The sequence below is a fragment of the Streptococcus sp. AS14 genome (assembly GCF_000286495.1).
GTDB lineage: Bacteria > Bacillota > Bacilli > Lactobacillales > Streptococcaceae > Streptococcus > Streptococcus sanguinis_P.
The window spans coordinates 348,443-366,074 of sequence record NZ_ALKI01000012.1; the positions used below are offsets into that span (position 1 = coordinate 348,443).

At 44.8% G+C, this 17,632-nt stretch carries 18 protein-coding genes and 1 riboswitch; of the genes, 17 read left to right on the forward strand and 1 reads right to left on the reverse strand.

The window, feature by feature from the left end; all coding sequences use genetic code 11:
* Positions 1–74 precede the first annotated feature (74 nt).
* The 5 genes from HMPREF1150_RS05455 to HMPREF1150_RS05435 are packed head-to-tail and all read left to right on the forward strand — an operon-like array spanning position 75 to position 3,919.
* Complete coding sequence (locus HMPREF1150_RS05455) at positions 75–1,016, forward strand: ABC transporter permease (protein ID WP_002907158.1); 942 nt, start codon at positions 75–77, stop codon at positions 1,014–1,016.
* The gene (locus tag HMPREF1150_RS05450; RefSeq protein WP_002907157.1) at positions 1,009–1,815 is read left to right on the forward strand and encodes an ABC transporter permease; all 807 of its coding nucleotides are present in this window, start codon (positions 1,009–1,011) and stop codon (positions 1,813–1,815) included. Before HMPREF1150_RS05455 ends, HMPREF1150_RS05450 begins: the two co-directional genes overlap by 8 nt.
* Positions 1,803–2,594 carry an ABC transporter ATP-binding protein gene (locus tag HMPREF1150_RS05445; protein ID WP_002907156.1) on the forward strand — a complete coding sequence of 264 codons (792 nt, stop codon included), beginning with the start codon at positions 1,803–1,805 and terminating at the stop codon, positions 2,592–2,594. The genes HMPREF1150_RS05450 and HMPREF1150_RS05445 overlap by 13 nt, the downstream gene beginning before the upstream one ends.
* Complete coding sequence (locus HMPREF1150_RS05440; RefSeq protein ID WP_002907155.1) at positions 2,581–3,291, forward strand: ABC transporter ATP-binding protein; 711 nt, start codon at positions 2,581–2,583, stop codon at positions 3,289–3,291. The genes HMPREF1150_RS05445 and HMPREF1150_RS05440 overlap by 14 nt, the downstream gene beginning before the upstream one ends.
* Positions 3,292–3,343: 52 nt before the next feature.
* Complete coding sequence (locus HMPREF1150_RS05435; RefSeq protein WP_002911844.1) at positions 3,344–3,919, forward strand: flavin reductase family protein; 576 nt, start codon at positions 3,344–3,346, stop codon at positions 3,917–3,919.
* Positions 3,920–3,951: 32 nt separating this feature from the next.
* On the opposite strand, the gene queG is transcribed toward HMPREF1150_RS05435, so the two are convergent.
* Positions 3,952–5,094, reverse strand: a complete 1,143-nt coding sequence (gene queG / locus HMPREF1150_RS05430; protein ID WP_002911845.1) for a tRNA epoxyqueuosine(34) reductase QueG — start codon at positions 5,092–5,094, stop codon at positions 3,952–3,954.
* A 183-nt stretch (positions 5,095–5,277) separates the two neighbouring features.
* Between queG and HMPREF1150_RS05425 the strand changes: the two genes are divergently transcribed.
* The 12 genes from HMPREF1150_RS05425 (at position 5,278) to eutA (ending at position 17,614) form a co-directional block, all read left to right on the forward strand.
* A complete protein-coding gene (locus tag HMPREF1150_RS05425; protein WP_002911846.1) occupies positions 5,278–5,934 on the forward strand; it encodes a hypothetical protein in 657 nt (218 codons plus the stop codon).
* Between the two features lie 305 nt (positions 5,935–6,239).
* The gene (locus tag HMPREF1150_RS05420) at positions 6,240–7,556 is read left to right on the forward strand and encodes a phosphoserine phosphatase (protein WP_002911847.1); all 1,317 of its coding nucleotides are present in this window, start codon (positions 6,240–6,242) and stop codon (positions 7,554–7,556) included.
* A 39-nt stretch (positions 7,557–7,595) separates the two neighbouring features.
* On the forward strand, positions 7,596–8,030 hold the full coding sequence (locus HMPREF1150_RS05415; RefSeq protein ID WP_080555648.1) for a EutP/PduV family microcompartment system protein: 435 nt from the start codon (positions 7,596–7,598) through the stop codon (positions 8,028–8,030).
* 64 nt (positions 8,031–8,094) lie between these two features.
* Positions 8,095–9,189 carry a threonine-phosphate decarboxylase CobD gene (cobD, locus tag HMPREF1150_RS05410; RefSeq protein ID WP_002911848.1) on the forward strand — a complete coding sequence of 365 codons (1,095 nt, stop codon included), beginning with the start codon at positions 8,095–8,097 and terminating at the stop codon, positions 9,187–9,189.
* The gene (locus HMPREF1150_RS05405) at positions 9,182–10,048 is read left to right on the forward strand and encodes a hypothetical protein (protein WP_002911849.1); all 867 of its coding nucleotides are present in this window, start codon (positions 9,182–9,184) and stop codon (positions 10,046–10,048) included. The genes cobD and HMPREF1150_RS05405 overlap by 8 nt, the downstream gene beginning before the upstream one ends.
* 1 nt (position 10,049) lies before the next feature.
* Positions 10,050–11,117, forward strand: a complete 1,068-nt coding sequence (gene cobT / locus HMPREF1150_RS05400; protein ID WP_004188113.1) for a nicotinate-nucleotide--dimethylbenzimidazole phosphoribosyltransferase — start codon at positions 10,050–10,052, stop codon at positions 11,115–11,117.
* Positions 11,118–11,129: 12 nt separating this feature from the next.
* Complete coding sequence (locus HMPREF1150_RS05395) at positions 11,130–11,729, forward strand: cob(I)yrinic acid a,c-diamide adenosyltransferase (RefSeq protein ID WP_002896396.1); 600 nt, start codon at positions 11,130–11,132, stop codon at positions 11,727–11,729.
* A 259-nt stretch (positions 11,730–11,988) separates the two neighbouring features.
* A riboswitch (adenosylcobalamin (AdoCbl) riboswitch) is annotated at positions 11,989–12,137 on the reverse strand.
* A gap of 310 nt (positions 12,138–12,447) precedes the next feature.
* Complete coding sequence (locus tag HMPREF1150_RS05390; protein WP_002901066.1) at positions 12,448–13,590, forward strand: 1-propanol dehydrogenase PduQ; 1,143 nt, start codon at positions 12,448–12,450, stop codon at positions 13,588–13,590.
* A gap of 96 nt (positions 13,591–13,686) precedes the next feature.
* Complete coding sequence (locus HMPREF1150_RS05385) at positions 13,687–14,031, forward strand: BMC domain-containing protein (protein WP_002898216.1); 345 nt, start codon at positions 13,687–13,689, stop codon at positions 14,029–14,031.
* Positions 14,032–14,055: 24 nt separating this feature from the next.
* Positions 14,056–14,631, forward strand: coding sequence for an ANTAR domain-containing response regulator (locus HMPREF1150_RS05380; RefSeq protein WP_002902510.1), 576 nt, complete (start codon positions 14,056–14,058; stop codon positions 14,629–14,631).
* Positions 14,631–16,067, forward strand: a complete 1,437-nt coding sequence (locus tag HMPREF1150_RS05375; RefSeq protein ID WP_032905443.1) for a sensor histidine kinase — start codon at positions 14,631–14,633, stop codon at positions 16,065–16,067. Before HMPREF1150_RS05380 ends, HMPREF1150_RS05375 begins: the two co-directional genes overlap by 1 nt.
* Positions 16,068–16,180: 113 nt before the next feature.
* The gene (gene eutA / locus HMPREF1150_RS05370; RefSeq protein ID WP_002901064.1) at positions 16,181–17,614 is read left to right on the forward strand and encodes an ethanolamine ammonia-lyase reactivating factor EutA; all 1,434 of its coding nucleotides are present in this window, start codon (positions 16,181–16,183) and stop codon (positions 17,612–17,614) included.
* The last annotated feature ends 18 nt before the right edge of the window (positions 17,615–17,632 follow it).

Here is a 17,632-nt window from a genome sequence, read left to right on the forward strand (position 1 = left end):
ACAGATTTTAATATAAAGGGAGTAGTGCTGCTGAGTTGAAAAGCTTAGCAGCCGCCCCTTTTCTTTTAAGGACTATGATAAAAGATTTATTTAAAAAAATAGTTTCTTTCCTAGCTGCCCTATTGATGATATCGGTATTGACCTTTCTCTTGGCCAAGCTATCCTCGGCAGATCAAGCAGAAAATTATCTAAGGGTATCTAAGATTCAAGTGACTCCTCAATCCTTGGAAAAAGCCAGAGATTATCTGGGACTCAATCAGCCTTGGCCCCAGCAGTATCTAGGTTGGCTGACTAAGGCCCTTCGTGGGGATTTTGGAACATCTTATCTCTTAAAGGTTCCTGTCCTGCCCTTGGTGCTGGAGCGTTTCCAGTCGACCCTTTCTCTGGGCTTGACATCCTTTGCTCTCATTTTGCTTACGTCCATTCCTTTGGGGATTTTTAGTGCAGTCTACAAGGGTTCTCTCTTTGATAAGGTCACTCGCTTTCTATCCTTTTCCAGTGTTTCCATGCCCAGCTTTTGGCTAGGTTACATGCTGATTGTAGTTTTTGCTGTTCAGCTCAGATGGCTGCCAGTTTCGGGCAAGCAGGACCTTAGCAGCTTGATTCTTCCTAGTCTGACCCTCAGTATGTCATTGATTGGCCAATATACTGCTTTGATCCGCAAGGCCGTGCTGGAGCAGATGAACAGTGTTCATGTCGAAAATGCCCTCCTGCGCGGAGTCAGTAAATTCTTCCTGGTCAAGAATCATCTCTTGAGAAATTCACTGCCAGCTATTGCGACAGGCCTGAGCCTGACCTTGGTCTATCTTCTGACAGGATCCTTAATTGTCGAAGAAGTCTTCTCTTGGAATGGTGTCGGTTCCCTCTTTGTAGATGCGCTGCAGTCTGTGGATCTGCCCATTATCCAGTGCTGTATGCTTTTATTTGGCCTATTATTCTTGGGAAATAACATTCTAACCCAGCAGCTGCCGCTCTGGATAGATCCTAGAGTCAGAAAAAGGAGGAGCAATGTCTAAACGATTTATTTTTTCAAGTGTCATTTTGCTGGTCCTCTTCATCTGCGCTCTCTTTGCTCCCTATCTATCCTCTTTTGATCCCCAGCATGTGGAGATTTCAAATAAACTAATGGCACCTGACGCTGTTCATCTGCTGGGGACCGATCAGCTGGGCAGAGATGTCTTGTCTCGTCTGCTGCACGGGGCTCGTTATTCCCTCTTTTTCTCCTTGACTATCAGTCTGCTGGAAGTGGTTATCGGTGTGGCAGTTGGCTTGCTGATCGGATGGTACCAGGGAAAGGCTGAAGCCACCTTCTTATGGTTTGCAAATGTTATTTCCGCCTTTCCTAGCTTCCTGCTATCGCTAGCTACTGTTGGGATATTGGGACAGGGAATGACCAATATGATTCTAGCCATTGTCATCATAGAGTGGGTCTACTATGCTCGGGTGACGGCCAATCTGGTCAAGAGTGCCAAAGAGGAAGCCTATGTTATTTCTGCCCAGACCATGGGACTCTCTCAGGTTCATATTCTCAAAACTCATATCCTGCCCTTTATATACAAGCCTATTTTGATTATTGTGCTGATGAATATCGGGAATATCATTCTCATGATTTCTGGCTTTTCCTTTCTGGGAATTGGTGTCCAGCCCAACATTACCGAGTGGGGCATGATGCTGCATGATGCTAGAAGCCATTTTCAAACGGCAACTTGGATGATGCTGGCGCCCGGACTGGCTATCTTTCTGACTGTGGTCGCCTTTAATCTATTTGCCGAATGCTTTGAAGAGAAAGGCTGGAAACAGATATGGAAAAAATAGCAGTAAAGCAACTGACAGCCCAGATTGAGGGAAAGATCATTCTGCAGGACATCAGCTTTGAAGTGGAGGCGGGTCAGTCTCTGGTCATCATTGGGGAGAGTGGTTCTGGTAAAACCCTCTTAACCAAGATATTGATTGGCCAACTGCCTTCATCCTTGAGCATGCAAGGAGAAGTTCTCTATGGCACTATGTCTCTAGAGCGCAACTCTCTCAAGGACTGGCAGCAGCTGCGGGGGAGGAAAGTGGCCTATATGTCACAAAATCCGATGGCTATGTTCAATCCCTTTCAGACCATTCAAAGCCATTTTTGGGAAACCCTGCGCAGCCATTGCAAGATTTCAAAAAGCGCTTGTCTGGCTAAGGCCATAGCTTCTATGAAAGAAGTCAGACTGGGAGAGCCGGAAGAGCTTTTGAAGAAATATCCTTTTGAGCTCAGCGGCGGTATGCTGCAGCGTGTCATGCTGGCTATCTTGCTTTGCCTAGAGCCAGAGACTATTATTTTGGATGAGCCTACTTCGGCGCTAGATATCCACAATCGCGAGCAGATTATTCTCATCTTAAAGGAGCAGTTAGCTAAAGGAAAGACCCTCATCACAGTGACCCATGATTATCATTTGGCGCAGGAGCTAGGAGGCAAGATGCTTGTCATATATCAGGGGGCTATCATGGAGGAAGGTCCAGTGGACAAGATCCTCGAAAGTCCTTCGCAGACCTATAGCCAAGACCTTATCTTAGGAAATCCATACGAACGGTTGGTGAGACAAGATGCTGGAATGTAGACATGTTTTTAAAAAATTCGATGGTAAAATGGTTGTCAAAGACTGTAACTTCTCCGTCCAGAAAGGTGAAATGATTGGTCTGATGGGCGAGAGCGGCAGTGGTAAGAGCACGCTGGCTAAATTGCTGATTGGTCTAGAAAAGCCCAGTCAAGGTCAGGTCTTACTAGATGGCCAGCCCTATTCAGTCAAAAAGTCTGGCGTGAGAATTCTGCTGGTCTTTCAGGACTCACTCCATTCGGTCAATCCGCACTTTACAGTCGAGCAGGTCTTGACAGAGGCCCTGTCAAAAGATGTGGCTAGAGACGAGATAGAAGCCATTCTAGAAGACGTCGGTCTGGATAAAAGCTATCTGAATCAGCCAGCGCGCCAGCTCAGTGGCGGCCAGCTCCAGAGGATTTGCATCGCCCGAGGCCTGCTCTTAAAGCCAGATATTCTTATCTTTGATGAGGCTCTAAGCGGTCTGGATCCCATTGTTCAAGGCAGGTTGTTACGCCTCCTATATGATTTGTGGGAGAAATACCAGCTGACCTATCTTTTCATCTCGCATGATTTCAAGCTGAGCTATGCTCTCTGCCATCGGATTTTGGTCATGGCAGACGGGGAAATCGTTGATGAGATAAAGGACTTTGAGCTTCCTATCCAAGCTCATCACCCCGTGACAGAGAAGTTGATAGGCGACATGGGACATTTCAGCTGATGCATACCCCAGCCAGCTGATCTATTTTAAAATTAAACATAAAGGAACATATATGAAACGTACATTTGAAACGAGAAAACTTTACTTCGGCTTTCCAGTCTTCTTTTTAGGCTATAAGGACGATGTGCACGGCTATAATATTTCAACCTCAAGCTCGGTTTATTCCTTGGGCAGCATGATGGTTATTGCCATGCGTACCAAGGGAAATGCCATTACAGAGATTACCAAGCACCAGCAATTCACAGTCAATGTCCCAGAGAAGGATTTGACCAAAGAGTCTGAAATTGCTGGTTTCAACAGCCGCAAGGACAAGTTTGCCCTGACCGGTCTTAGCTACACAATCGGCGAGACTGTGGATGCTCCGCTGGTAGACCAATGCCCTGTATCCATTGAGTGTCAGGTGCTGGATATGGTCGAATGCGGTGCCTTGACCAATGTCATCGCCCGTGTCACTCGGCGCGTGGTTGATGAGGACTTGATTGATGAGAATGACGCTTTCCGCAGCGACCGCTTTTCTCCTATCAGCTACATGGGAGACGGAGATGGCCGGCTTTACCGCTATTTCAGCGACGATTCAGTCAAGATGGGCTCTATCATCAAAGAAATCCGTAAGGAAGAAGAAAAATAAAGAAACCGCTGGGATATTTAGGTCTCAGCGGTTTAGTTTTCTATCAAAAGTTTTTCTTCTAGGCCAAATTTCTCTAGGAAACGGCCTTGCTCTTCTTGGATTTGCGGAGTTGGATTTTTGGCGTTCATGACCAGTTCTATCATTTCCGGATGGACCTCACGCACCAGCTGACTCAGAGCCCAGATAGCTGTAGCGACATGAATCGGATTTTGCCCCTTGTCAATAATTTCCAGCATTTTGGGAATGGCAGAGCGATCATTGGCATTTGCCAGAGCGATAATGGCATTGCGCTGCAGGATATTTTTCCCCCGCCAGCTGCCGGCCACATGACCGAATTTCTCCTTAAACTGACCGTTGGAAAGCTCCAAGAAAGGCAGGAGCTCCGGATGAGAAAGGTCGGGATCAATCTCTGTCGCCAGAGGATTGTCCAAGCCTTTATTATAAGGACAGCAAATTTGGCAGATATCACAGCCATAGATGACAGTCTTAATCTTCTTGCGAAATTCCAGTTCCATGACGCCCTTGTCCTGAGTCTGAAAGGATAGACAGCGCTTGGCATTCATGCTGCCGTCACCAATTAAGCAAGAAGTAGGGCAGGCTGTCACGCAGCGGTTGCAGTCTCCGCAGCCGTAGTTGACAGGCTGATCAGGCTCAATGTCCAGATTGGTGATGAGCTCTCCCAAAAACATATAGGAGCCAAATTCCTTGGAGATGACCAAGCCGTTCTTGCCGATGAAGCCGATTCCTGCTCTTTGGGCTACGGCGGTATCGACCAAGGCGCCCGTGTCAACCATGCCCTTGTATTCAAAATCAGCGGTCAGCTCTTCGATTCCCTTGGCAAGCCGGTCCAGCTTGTCCTGCAGGACATAGTGGTAGTCCAGCCCCCAGCTATTAGGGGTGAATTTCCCTCGCTTGTAGGCCGTTTTCTGAGGTTGCTGCTTGAGCTTGTGGGGGTAGGCGACTGCGATAGAGATAATGGTCTTGGCCGAGGCTAGACTGAGCTTGGGCTTGATCCGCTCCTCGATGTTTTTATGCTCAAATCCAGAATTTCGTCCTTCTTCTACAGCCAAGCGCAGCGACTTCTCCAGATAGTCGAAATCATCCGCTGTCGTAAAGCCAATCTTAGAAATCCCAATTTCTTTTGCTAAGTTAATAATTTCTTCTTTGATGTTCATCCCTACTATTATAACGGAAAAATGCCAACTTGGCGAATGATTGAGAAAGGGAACTATCCTATAGAGATATACCTATAGTTTTATAAGACTTCCTTAGCCTATATACTGTATGATATAATGAAATGTGGAATTTTTTTATAGAAAATTTCGCAAAGTTTAGGGGAAATTTTATAAAGTTAAACAATGGGAGTTTACAAAATGAAAAAGAGATATTATGAATTTTTGAATGTTCTTGTTACGGATTGTAATCCAATCAGAAACTTAGATTTTTATAAGGCTGGTTTAATTGAGTTAATTTTTATCTCACTGGTATTTATCGTTTCTATTTTCTTACGGGGTGAGATGCATCACCTGAGCATGATAGTCATGAATTTTACTATTATTCACGCGCTTATTTTGTTTCTGGCCTTTTTACTCTTCCAAAAGTTTTTTGATACCAAAGCCTTGCAGCTCATTCCGACCAGCTCTTACCTATTTCTGCATTTTGAATTACTTTTTTGGGGCTCCATCTTTTTTGGTGAGAACCACTTAGCATTTTTTATGATTTTTATCATACTCAGCTTGTCTTATCAGTTGATCAATTTGCTCTATCAGATGGTGATCGTTTCAAAATTAAGATATTTTGAACAGAAACAAAAGATCAATATTTTGCAGATTCATGCCATCGTCCTGTGCTGCTTGTCAGCTGCAGTAGCAGTCATCACTCGCTTGTTTATGCTGTCAGGACTTTATATGATTATTGCCTTGGTAGGCTTGAGCATCGCATTGACGCCCTTGTATCTATTGGGCTATGCGCAAGTTTTCACAGGCTGGAGAAATCAAGTGCCTGAAAAATTGTAGAATTGAAGGGGGATTGTCTGTCTAGTCTTGAATACGTTAGGTTTCCTCTAACACATTGATTGAGAAGATTAGAGTATATGCATTTTAATCAGTAAGGTAGAGAAATAATTTTTCTCTGCCTTTATTTTTTTACAAATCTGAAAGCGCTTCATTGACAAAGTCTGCCAGATAGTTTATAATATAATAACAGTATAGAAAATGGCAAGGAAGCCTGATTTGATCGCAATGAAGCGAGTGTTTCAGAATCAAAGGGGTTTTTCTGCCATTTTTTTGCGCACTATTATTTTTTATGGAGGATTGTTTCTATGCGGACAAAAGGAATTGTGCTGCTTTGTAGTTTGGCTTTGCTTCTGGGAGCTTGTCAAGCGGGGAATAATAAGACGACGACTGAGTCATCCTCGGCTAAGACAGAGACAACGGATAAGGACAAGGCTAAGACTTTGGATAAGGGCGTTTGGGAAGACAAGCTTTATGCCCGCCTGACTAAGCTCATCAAGGAGAATGGGAACACCAGCTCTAGCTATGATAAAAATAAAAAACCTTATGCCGTCTTTGACTGGGACAATACGACAGTCATCAACGACATTGGCGAAGCAACCTTTACCTATCAAATTGAAAATCTGGCCTTTAAGATGACGCCGGAAGAATTTGACCAAGCAGTGCGGACCAATATACCGAGCGACGATTTTGTTGAAGATTTCCATAACAAAGATGGTGAACCAGTGAACATTGACAAGATTGCGGCTGACCTGCTTTCTGACTACACGGTTATTTACAATAGCTATAAGGGAATGCAAGGAGACAAGTCTCTGGAAGAAGTCAAAAAGACCGATGAATACCAAGACTTTGCTGCTAAACTCCGCTATCTTTACGAAGCGATTGGTGATACCTTCAGCTCTGACATCAGTTATCCATGGGTGACCTACCTCTATGCAGGTATGACTTCTGAAGAAGTTCAAGCTCTATCTGAAAAGTCTATTGACCAAGCTCTTGAGGACAAGCTGACTTCTGAAACTTGGGAAAGTCCAGAAGGCTTGAAAGGTGAGTCAGGCCAAATCACTGTGACCTTCAAGCGCGGTGTTCGCTCGGTCAAGGAAATGCAAAATCTCTACAAGACTCTGATGGCTAACGGCATTGATGTCTATATCTGCTCAGCGTCTTATATCGATGTGATTATCCCTTATGCTAGCAATTCTAAGTATGGCTACAATATTCCTAAAGAAAATGTTACTGCTATGCGTTTGAAAAAGGATGACAAGGGAGTAATTCAGCCAGAATATGATACCAACTATGCTCAGACTCAAGGTGAGGGCAAGACAGAGACCATCAAAAAGCTGATTGCTGTCAATCATGACAATCAAGAACCAATCCTGATTGCCGGTGACAGTAATGGCGACTATGCTATGCTCAAGGACTTCCCTAAACTGCAAATGGGTATTATCTTCAATCTTTTGAGAGATCCTAGCAAGGGAATCGGTCTTTTGCAAACTAAGGCAATTGAAACTTACGGTCAGGAAGATGCACTTTACTACCTGCAAGGCCGCGATGAAAATAAAGGTGTACTGCTCAATGGCAGGGAAACTATCAAACTAGATAGTAAGGAAGCCCAGCTAAGCAGATAGCAGGCAGTTCCCTGTCATAGAGAGGAATGGATGCAAAATATGAAAAAAATCATGTTTGTCGGTCCAGTCGGAGTGGGTAAGACTACTCTGACCCAGCGACTGAAAGGCTTGGAGCTAAGCTACTTTAAGACTCAGGCTATTGAGTTCTATGATGCCATCATTGATACGCCCGGAGAATTTCTCCAGCATCGTAAGTATTATAATGCTCTGAACGTGACTGCAACGGAGGCTGATGTGATTGGTCTCTTGGTGGCGGCTTCCAATCAGATGCAGACCTTTCCTCAAGGCTTTTCTTCCCTCTTCAATAAAGAAGTCATTGGCATTGTCACCAAGATTGATATGGCTGAACAGCCGGAGCAAATCGAAAAAGCACGGCGGCAGCTGAAAGCGGCTGGAGCCAAGGAAATTTTTGAAATATCAGCGACGGAAAACGAAGGAATTGACCGTCTTCAGGCTTATCTGGAGGCAGACTAGGGACGAAAAAGCCGAATATGGTATACTAGATTCTAACAAGGAAACGAGGAAGGAATGTCTATTTATGAAAGTAGAGCACGGTGGAAATGCGGCAGCTTTGGCTGAGGAATTTGGTTTTTCTCTAGAAGACTGTCTGGATTTCAGTGCCAATATCAACCCTTTGGGGATTTCTCAAAAGCTTAGGGCTTGTCTGACCGAGTCCATTGATTGGCTGGTTCATTATCCAGACATCAGCTACAGCCGCTCCAGAGAGCTTTTGGCACATCATCATGACCTAGAAAAGGACAATGTCCTGCTGGCAAATGGTGCGGTAGAAGTCTTTTATGAGCTGGCCCGCTTCCTGCGTCCAAAAACTGTCCTGACTTTGAGTCCTACTTTCATGGAATATGAAAAAGCCTTCTCGCAAGTGCAGGCCAAGGTGGAGCGCTTTAGCCTTCCTTCTCCATCCTATGAGTGGAATCTAGCTGACATGTTGCCAGCCTTAGATTCACTGACTGTAGGAGACGCTGTGCTCATCTGCAATCCTAATAATCCGACGGGTACCTTGATTCGGCGTACTGATCTAGAAAAGCTAGCTGAGAAGCTGCAGGAGCGGCAAATCTTTTTGATACTGGATGAGGCTTTTATGGACTTTCTGGACGATGAGGAGGACTATAGCTTCGTCTCATGTCTGGCTGCCTATCCAAATGCAGTAGTGGTGCGGTCTCTGACCAAGTTTTATGCTATTCCTGGTCTGAGATTGGGCTATGCTCTCAGCTGTCATCCAACTTGCTTTGATGAGATAGAGGGGAGCCGCGCTCCTTGGTCGGTTAATGCTATGGCGGATCGCGCCCTGCCTGTCCTTTTGGAGGACGAGGTCTATCAGCAAGCTACCAAGCAGTGGCTTCGAGTAGAAAGGGACTTCCTTTTTCAAGGACTGACTGCATTTTCACAGATTCGGCCGGTCAAGCCTAGTGTCAACTATATCTTCTTTGAATATTTAGGTCAGCAGGATCTGCGTCAGGAGCTTCGGCAGAGAAAGATTTTCATCCGTTCCTGTCAAAATTATCATGATCTGACAGACCGACATTACCGCCTAGCCATTCGCAGCCATCAGGAGAATGAACAGCTTCTGGCTTGTCTGACAAAGGTCTTGGCGAAAGAGGCAGCTTATGACTAAGGGAATCGTTTCCTGCCCAGGTTCCTGCGGTGAATTATTTCAAGGTTTAGTAGGAGAGCAGGAGGTTCTGCTCTCTTATGGGATTGAGAAGCGCAGTCGAGTGAGATTGGACGGGGCTTCGTCTCTCGCAAGGCAAGCCCAAGGTGAAAAGGTAAGGCGAGCTTTGGAGCTCCTGCCTGAGTCCAATGTTTTCTCTTTTGTTCAGGAGTCAGACCTGCCTATCAGCAAGGGCTATTCTAGCAGCACAGCAGATATGGTTAGCTGCCTGCAGGCAGCTGCTCTGGGGCAGAAGCAGCCTCTAAGAGCGGCAGATTTGACTCGTCTCTGTGCCAAGATTGAGCCTACTGACTCGGTGGCTTTTGCGGACTGGACGGTCATTAATCCCCTGACTGGTCAAGTGGTCTGGCAAACAGACTGGCGACCGGAGCTTTATGTCTATATCTTGGAGCCTGTGGAGATGGTGACAACTCTTGACTTGGTTCGGATGAAGGACAGTCCTAGATATCCGCTTGAGGAGTCCAAGCGCTTGCTTCCTCTCTTTCAGGTGGCTTGTCAGGAGAAGAGTTTGGAAAAGATTGGCCATTTGGCGAGCTATAGTGCTTTGTTGAATAACCAACGGCTGCCCAAGCCCTATCTGGAAGAATTACTGAATTTGGTAAAAAAATACCAATGCTTAGGGCTCAATGTTGCCCATAGTGGCACATTAGTTGGTCTGCTGCTGAGCAGGGAACAGCTAGAAGTCTTGCCCAAGCTAGAGGCTGAACTAGCTCGCTCAGCCAGCGGGGCTTATTATCAGACTCGGACCTTGAGCAGGATTATTTTTGAAGGGGTGCAGCCGGTCAGGGAGGAGATAGACTAGTTTGAAAGACTTAGAAAAAATTATTGAGCAGATTCTTCCGATAGACAGAGACAAACTTCAAGAAGGCCAGAGCTACTGTGATCAGCTAGGAAAGCCGCCAGGCTCCTTAGGAAAGCTCGAGACTATCTATGCTCGCTTGCATGCCATGTTTTCTGGTCCCATTGATTTGGAGAAGAAGATTGTCCTCGTCTACGTAGCGGATAATGGCATCGTGGCTGAAGGCGTTTCAGCCAATCCTCAGGAAACGACCTATACTGTTGCTCGTAATATTCTAGCAGGGAAATCAGGCCTGTGCGCTATTTCCAAACATGCAGGTTCAGACATCTGCCTAGTAGACATTGGCTGCAAGAAGGATATTTTTGAGGAAAATAAGGACAAGGTCTGTCATGGGACGCGTAACATGCTCAAGGAGCCGGCCTTGGCCCGCGAGCAGGCTATAGCGGCAATTCTAGTCGGCTACAAGAAGACAGAGGCCTTGATTAAAGACGGCTATCGTCTCTTTGGAACAGGAGAAATGGGGATTGGCAACACCACCACCTCAGCTGCTGTTATTGCTGCAGTTCTCGGTCTTAAAGCAGAAGACGTCACAGGCTATGGAGCTGGTCTGACTCAGGATATGAAGGCTCATAAAACTGCCGTTATCCAGCAGTGTTTGGATCGTCACGCTCCTTATGGAGATATTCTGGATCTGACCGCTAAGCTTGGCGGGCTGGATATGCTGGCTATGGCTGGCACTCATCTTGCCTGTGCCCGCTATCAGCTGCCATGTGTAGTGGATGGCCTTATCTCTCTGACGGGGCTTCTGATTGCCCATCAGCTGACTCCTCATGTCTTGGACTATACCTTTGCTTCCCATGCTTCGACGGAGCCTGCTTACAGACTGGTCAGTGACTTTCTAGGACTGGAGCCTATGCTTTTGCTGGATATGCGGCTAGGTGAAGGCTCGGGCTGTCCTTTGGCTTTCTTTCTGCTGGAAAATGCTGTTTATACCATGGAGCACATGCCAACCTTTGCAGAAGGCAGTTTGAAAGAAGAAGATTATGTTGATATTCGCAAAAATGTGACTTAAAGGAGGAAAAATATGCAACTCTATACAAAAACAGGTGATAAGGGCTTGACCAAGCTAGTTGGCGGTCAAAGTGTCGCCAAGGATGCAGAACGGGTTAATGCTTACGGGACCATTGATGAGCTTAACTCTTGGATTGGTTATACCATTACCAAGCTGGACAAGGATGATAAGCTGAGAGATGAGCTGCTCCAGCTGCAGCATTATCTCTTTGACTGTGGTTCAGACCTCTCTACACCAAAGGGAGTTTACCCTTATAAGGTCGATCAGCAACTGATTGACTGGATTGAGGAGAGGATTGATACCTACGCAGAAATTCCACCGGCTCTGGAAAGATTTATCCTGCCAGGCGGTGACGAGATTGCTTCCATGATTCATGTGGCTCGGACCATTGCAAGACGGGCAGAGCGTCATATCGTAGGGGCTATGTGGACTACAGAAATTAACAATAATGTCCTGATTTTTGTCAACCGTCTATCAGATTACTTCTTTGCCTTGGCTCGAGTAATCAACTTTACTAAAAATCAAGAAGACATCGCCTATGAAAGAGGTGCTAAGGTCTTCCACAATATCACCAAGGCAGATGTTGAGCGTTGGGCAAGCAAACGCCAGTGACAAAAAGAAACAGAAAAAGTTCTGTCTTTCCAAATTGACTTTACCAAGTCTTGGAAGGACAGAACTTATTTTGATGTTCTAAAAAAGAAAGCCGCCTATACATCTTCGTATCTTTATGCTAAGCTTCGTTGATTAGCACTAGCTTTCCAATTATTGACTCTGCTCCTTTGCAGAAAGACAAGTGAAACCTCATCTTTAGAAAATTAACGTACTTAAACGTAGAGTCAATAATGGAAACTAAGCTAAAATGTTTGTTCCAAACTGACATCACTACCTTACATCGAGGCATGAAATCTACTAAAATTTAAGAATAAAGACCTGACTTAAAGCTGAAAAGCTTATCACAGTGGCGGGACCGCGCTGGATTTGCACCAGACTTCCATACCCTTAAAAGTACTAAAATCAATTTCCTAGTAACTAGATTGTAACACCTTTCACAGGGAATTACAAGGAAAATGAACTAAATTTTAATAAAAATTTAATTCTTCAAATAAACTTGCCTTTGCTGTGAGATGCGGCACTAAAAATTTCTTATATTAATGACTTTTTCATTGCCTTGAAAGCGCTTTTGTGTTATAATTCAATATAGTACAAAGGGGTACTGAAGATAAATAAGCAATGAAGCTATATGAAAATGCTGTGACGTGTGTAGGGGAGCAGTCTTATTTTCATATAGTTTCTTTTTGTTTAAAAATAGATACAACAGAAAGGAGAAAAGATGTATAAGATTTCCTATAAGACTGAATTGCATGTGGGCAAGGGCGCTCTGCAGCAATTAAGCCATTATAAAAACGAGCATATTTTAGTCGTTGCCGATCCTTTTTTGAAGACATCTGGCACGCTGGATGCTATTTTAGCCAACTTTGATGACAACAATGATATTGTTGTTTTCACGGATATTGTGCCTGATCCGCCAATCGAAACGGTTGTGGCTGGTATCAAGAGTGCAGGAGACAAGCCAATCAGTATTGTGCTTTCTATTGGCGGAGGCTCTGCCATTGATGCTTCCAAGGCTATGTATTATTTTGCCAAGAAGCAGGGTGCTTTCTCAGAGGCTATTCTCATCGCCATTCCGACGACAAGCGGAACTGGATCTGAAGTAACGTCTTTTTCTGTCATCACGGATGCAGAGAGAGGTACCAAATATCCTTTAGTGACCAAAGAAATCCTTCCGGATGTTGCGATCTTAGATGCGGATTTGGTTCTGTCACTTCCTGGTAACATCACGGCTGACACTGGAATGGATGTACTGACCCATGCCATTGAAGCTTATGTATCGACCAAGGCTACGGACTTCTCTGATGCCTTGGCTGAAAAGGCAATCAAGCTGGTCTTTGAATACCTACCTAAAGCCTACAAAAATGGTCAGGATGTAGAAGCGCGTGAAAAGATGCATGCAGCATCCACTCTGGCTGGTATGGCCTTTAACACAGCTTCTTTGGGTATCAATCACAGTCTGGCACATGCGGCAGGAGCTAAGTTCCATGTACCTCATGGTCGTTTAAACAGTATTTTAATGCCCCATGTCATTCAGTATAATGCTGGTATCGAATTCAACAATCGGAACCGGCAGGCGACAGACAAGACTGTAGCAAGTCGCTATCAGGATATTGCCAAACTACTGGGATGCAGTGCTTCAAGCCCTGTGTCAGGAGTGAGACAGCTGGTTGAAGCTATCAAGAAGCTGCAGAGAAAGTTGGAGATGCCAACTTCTCTCAGAGAATATGGTGTGAAAGCAGATGCTTTTGCTCAGTACAAGGTAGAAATTTCAGAAGCTGCTCTGCATGATGGCTGTACTCCGACTAACCCTCGCGTCCCTACGGCAGAAGAACTGCTTAAAGTATTAGAGAAAGCGTTTTAATCCTCTGAATTGCTGTTATGCCAAAATTATTGTATAATGATTAAGAGCGTGCAGTACACTTCTGAAGGTTTAAAATCATGAAGAAGGTTTACTAAATTGGAAGAAAAACAAAGAATGATACAGGAATACGTTCCTGGGAAACAAGTGACCTTGGCGCACCTTATCGCTAATCCTGATGAAGTCATTTTTGAAAAATTGGGATTGCAGGCAGAAATCAAGGATGCGATTGGAATCTTGACGATCACTCCGAGTGAAGCAGCTATCATTGCGGTTGATATTGCGACCAAGGCTGCGGATGTTCAAGTTGGTTTTGTGGATCGTTTCAGCGGCTCTGTCGTGATGACAGGTGACGTTTCTTCTGTTGAGGCAGCTCTCATTGCCGTTTTACAAGGTCTGGAAGAGATTTTGGGCTTCTCCAGCACTGTCGTAACGCGGACATAAAAAATCAAACTGTCGAGGGGAAGTATGAAAGGCAGAATACTAATTGTTGATGATGATCCAATTGTAAGATTAGATATCCGAAATATATTAGAGGCAGCTGATTATGAAGTTGTGGCTGAGGCATCAGATGGCTTTGAGGCTATTGATTTGTGTCAGAAATATCGTTGTGACTTGGTCATGATGGACATCAAGCTTCCGCTTTTGGATGGCCTGACAGCGGGTAAGAAAATACTCGAAGATGCTTTAGCCTACAGTGTGATTCTACTGTCAGCCTACAGCGATGAACACTATGTTCAAAAAGCTAAAACCAATGGGATTAGTGCTTACTTGGTTAAACCTTTGGATGCCAAGTCCTTGATTCCAATGGTAGAGGTCTGCATAGAGAAGGGTCGCCAGCTTCAGCAGATGTCCAATGAAATGGTCAAGCTGTCGAAAAAGATAGACGATCGGATTGTGATTGAAAAGGCCAAAGGCTTGCTGATGGCTCGTGATCATTTATCAGAGCCAGAAGCTTTCAAGCGCATTCGGACAATTAGTATGCAAAAGAGAGTGCCGATGATTGAGATTGCCAAATTGCTGGTGCTCCAAGATGATGTGTAATGATGTATAAAGATAAGATAAAGCAGCTTTGTCAGGAACAGACAAATTTGGATGAGGCTGATATCGAGCATCTTGTCCAACAGGCTGACGAATTATTGAAAAACTCAGCTTATGCCAATGAAGATGTCTTCATTGATGTAAAGAATATCTTTTCGGAACATGCCATTGTCATCTTTCACAAAAAGCCGGAAAGCAAGCTCAGCTTGTACGAAAACTCGGTCGTAGGTGCTATGGCCTATCTGGAAAATGAGCCAGGTGTTATCCGGACCTTGGAGACGGGCGCTCCTTCGATAGGGCTTTCGGCCAGATCGCAGGAGGGCTTAGCCATCCATCAGACGGTCTTTCCGATTTTGAGAGAAGAGCGCGTCATTGGAACGCTGATTATCGAAAGAAATGCTCCCCAGACTTTACCAGACCACTTTTCTTTAGATAAAGAGGATGACGGTTTTGAGTTGCGGAGCACTCCTGAGATTTCAGCCCAAGAGCAGTTTGTTTTATTTGATCATATTGACGAAGCTTGTCTGGTCTTTGACCAGCAGGGCTATCTCAAGTATTTCAATCAAGCAGCTGCCGATTCTTATCGCCATAAGCTGGGCTATATGGACTCGATTGAGGGAATGCACTACAGCAATCTAGTCTTAGACAGTCTGACTTTTGAAGAAATCCAGCAACTGGGACCACAGGCCCCTCAAGAAAAACCTCACCAAGTTGAGGTACATTATGGCACTTATTGCTTTTTGGTCAAACGCTATTTGCTGGCTGAGAGTGAAAATGTGGTCATGATCTGTAAGGATATTACAGATATCAAGGAAAAGGAAGTGCAGCTCTTAACCCATACAACTACCATTCGTGAAATGAACCATCGGGTAAAGAATAACTTGCAAACCGTTGTTTCCTTGCTGCGACTACAGGCTCAGCAAAGTCCAGGAGCAGACACCAAAAAAGCTCTTAACGATAGTATGAATCGTGTGCTCTCCATAGCGGCGACTCACGAGCTCCTGTCTTCTCAGCAGGATGACAGCATTCAGATTGAGCATCTGCTGAAGAGAGTTATCGAAAATGTTCAGCGTTGTTTTTCCGGGCATAGGGAAATAGTCCTGACCTACAGCCTAGAACCGGAACTCTGTCTCGACAGCAGCCGGGCCACTTCACTGGCGCTAATCGTCAATGAATTACTGCAGAACAGCTATGAACATGCTTTTAAGGACAAAAAAAATCCAGAAAAACCGCAAATCCGTTTGCAGGTTGGACTTAAAAATGATATAATAACTTTAAAAGTACTGGATAATGGTAGCGGTTACAATCAAGAGCATTCCTTTGAAAATCATCTGGGTCTACTCTTGGTGGAGCGCTTTGTCCAAGGAAAATTGTTTGGAACCTTGTCTATCCACTCAGACCATGAGGGAACGGCAACGACCATTCGTTTTAAAAAATAAATATTACCAGACTAACAATGATGTCAGTCGAAAAAAGCAATGACGCTTGAAGAATGTAAATGAACTCTGTTTGTTTGCATTGCTTTGAGCGTCTTTTTTTGGAGGTTTTTAGTATGTCAGATAAAATTTTGAGTGTGGGGCTCGATATCGGGACAGCCACTACACAGCTGATCTTGTCAGAGCTTACCATCGAGAATATTGCTTCTGTGTTTACTATTCCTCGTGTCTATATTACAGATAAAAAAGTTCTTTATAAAAGTGAAATTATCTTCACACCAATTTCAGATCAACTTTTGATCGAGGTGGATAAGATCAAAAACTTTGTCCTGAATGAGTATGCGAAAGCAGGCATTCAGAAAAAAGACATTCAGATGGGAGCAGTCATCATTACTGGTGAGACGGCTCGCAAGGAAAATGCCAGCCAGGTGCTCCAAGCACTGAGTGGTTATGCTGGTGACTTTGTCGTTGCGACGGCTGGCCCAGACCTTGAGAGTATCATCGCCGGTAAAGGGGCCTGCAGTCATCAATATTCTCAAGAGCATCATACATCAGTAGTCAATATTGATATTGGTGGGGGGACTTCCAATCTGGCAGCCTTCCGAGAAGGAGATGTGATTGATACAGGATGTTTTGATATCGGAGGTCGGCTGATAAAAATCGATCCGCAGACCCAGCGGATTAGCTATATCGCTCCAAAACTGCAAACGATCATTGCAGAGCAGGGACTTCAGTTGGCAGTTGGTGAAACGGTCCATCGGGCTGATTTGGATCGGCTGATTCAAGAAATGGTCTCCGTGTTAGAACAGTCTGTAGGAATTGACAATCACAGTCCTTACTATGAGCTTCTACAGACCAACCACGGTCTCAAGTTGAACTATGATCTCCACTGTGTATCTTTCTCAGGTGGTGTAGCTGATGGAGTATACTTGGAAACGACCTCGGCGGATGATTTCCGCTATGGGGATATCGGTATCCTGCTTGGCAGGGCGCTGAGAAAATCCAAGATTTTTGATCAAAAGAAAGTCATCCAGTCAGCTGAGACCATTCGGGCAACCGTTGTTGGAGCCGGCAGCCATACGACCGATGTCAGCGGCAGTACCATTACCTACATCTCCGATATCCTTCCTATTAAGAACATTCCAGTTCTCAAACTGGCAGCTTCTGATGAGCATGAGGATAAGGAGGGGCTGCAGCAGATTATCAAGGACAAGGTAGCCTGGTTCACACTGGAAAATGAAGTCCAGCAGGTGGCTTTGGCAATCAATGGAGAAAAAAGCCCAAGCTTCGCCCGGGTTTTGGAATACGCAGAGGCTATTGTCAGTGGAATGAGCGAAAGCATTGAAAAGAAAATTCCGCTGCTAGTAGTGGTCAGAGAAGATATGGCCAAGGTTCTAGGTCAATGTCTCTTTGCTCAGTTGCCTAAGGATTATCCATTTGTCTGCATTGACTCAGTGGATGTTCAAAATGGCGACTATATCGATATTGGTAATCCAGTCATTGAGGGATCGGTCCTACCAATTGTCGTGAAAACATTGGTGTTTAATTAAACTTTTATTTACACTAAG

Coding starts and splice junctions, on each gene's coding strand:
- HMPREF1150_RS05455 (WP_002907158.1), top strand. CDS start 75: ATGATAAAAGATTTATTTAAAAAAATAGTTTCTTTCCTAGCTGCCCTA.
- HMPREF1150_RS05450 (WP_002907157.1), top strand. CDS start 1,009: ATGTCTAAACGATTTATTTTTTCAAGTGTCATTTTGCTGGTCCTCTTC.
- HMPREF1150_RS05445 (WP_002907156.1), top strand. CDS start 1,803: ATGGAAAAAATAGCAGTAAAGCAACTGACAGCCCAGATTGAGGGAAAG.
- HMPREF1150_RS05440 (WP_002907155.1), top strand. CDS start 2,581: ATGCTGGAATGTAGACATGTTTTTAAAAAATTCGATGGTAAAATGGTT.
- HMPREF1150_RS05435 (WP_002911844.1), top strand. CDS start 3,344: ATGAAACGTACATTTGAAACGAGAAAACTTTACTTCGGCTTTCCAGTC.
- queG (WP_002911845.1), bottom strand. CDS start 5,094: ATGAACATCAAAGAAGAAATTATTAACTTAGCAAAAGAAATTGGGATT.
- HMPREF1150_RS05425 (WP_002911846.1), top strand. CDS start 5,278: ATGGGAGTTTACAAAATGAAAAAGAGATATTATGAATTTTTGAATGTT.
- HMPREF1150_RS05420 (WP_002911847.1), top strand. CDS start 6,240: ATGCGGACAAAAGGAATTGTGCTGCTTTGTAGTTTGGCTTTGCTTCTG.
- HMPREF1150_RS05415 (WP_080555648.1), top strand. CDS start 7,596: ATGAAAAAAATCATGTTTGTCGGTCCAGTCGGAGTGGGTAAGACTACT.
- cobD (WP_002911848.1), top strand. CDS start 8,095: ATGAAAGTAGAGCACGGTGGAAATGCGGCAGCTTTGGCTGAGGAATTT.
- HMPREF1150_RS05405 (WP_002911849.1), top strand. CDS start 9,182: ATGACTAAGGGAATCGTTTCCTGCCCAGGTTCCTGCGGTGAATTATTT.
- HMPREF1150_RS05395 (WP_002896396.1), top strand. CDS start 11,130: ATGCAACTCTATACAAAAACAGGTGATAAGGGCTTGACCAAGCTAGTT.
- HMPREF1150_RS05390 (WP_002901066.1), top strand. CDS start 12,448: ATGTATAAGATTTCCTATAAGACTGAATTGCATGTGGGCAAGGGCGCT.
- HMPREF1150_RS05380 (WP_002902510.1), top strand. CDS start 14,056: ATGAAAGGCAGAATACTAATTGTTGATGATGATCCAATTGTAAGATTA.
- HMPREF1150_RS05375 (WP_032905443.1), top strand. CDS start 14,631: ATGATGTATAAAGATAAGATAAAGCAGCTTTGTCAGGAACAGACAAAT.
- eutA (WP_002901064.1), top strand. CDS start 16,181: ATGTCAGATAAAATTTTGAGTGTGGGGCTCGATATCGGGACAGCCACT.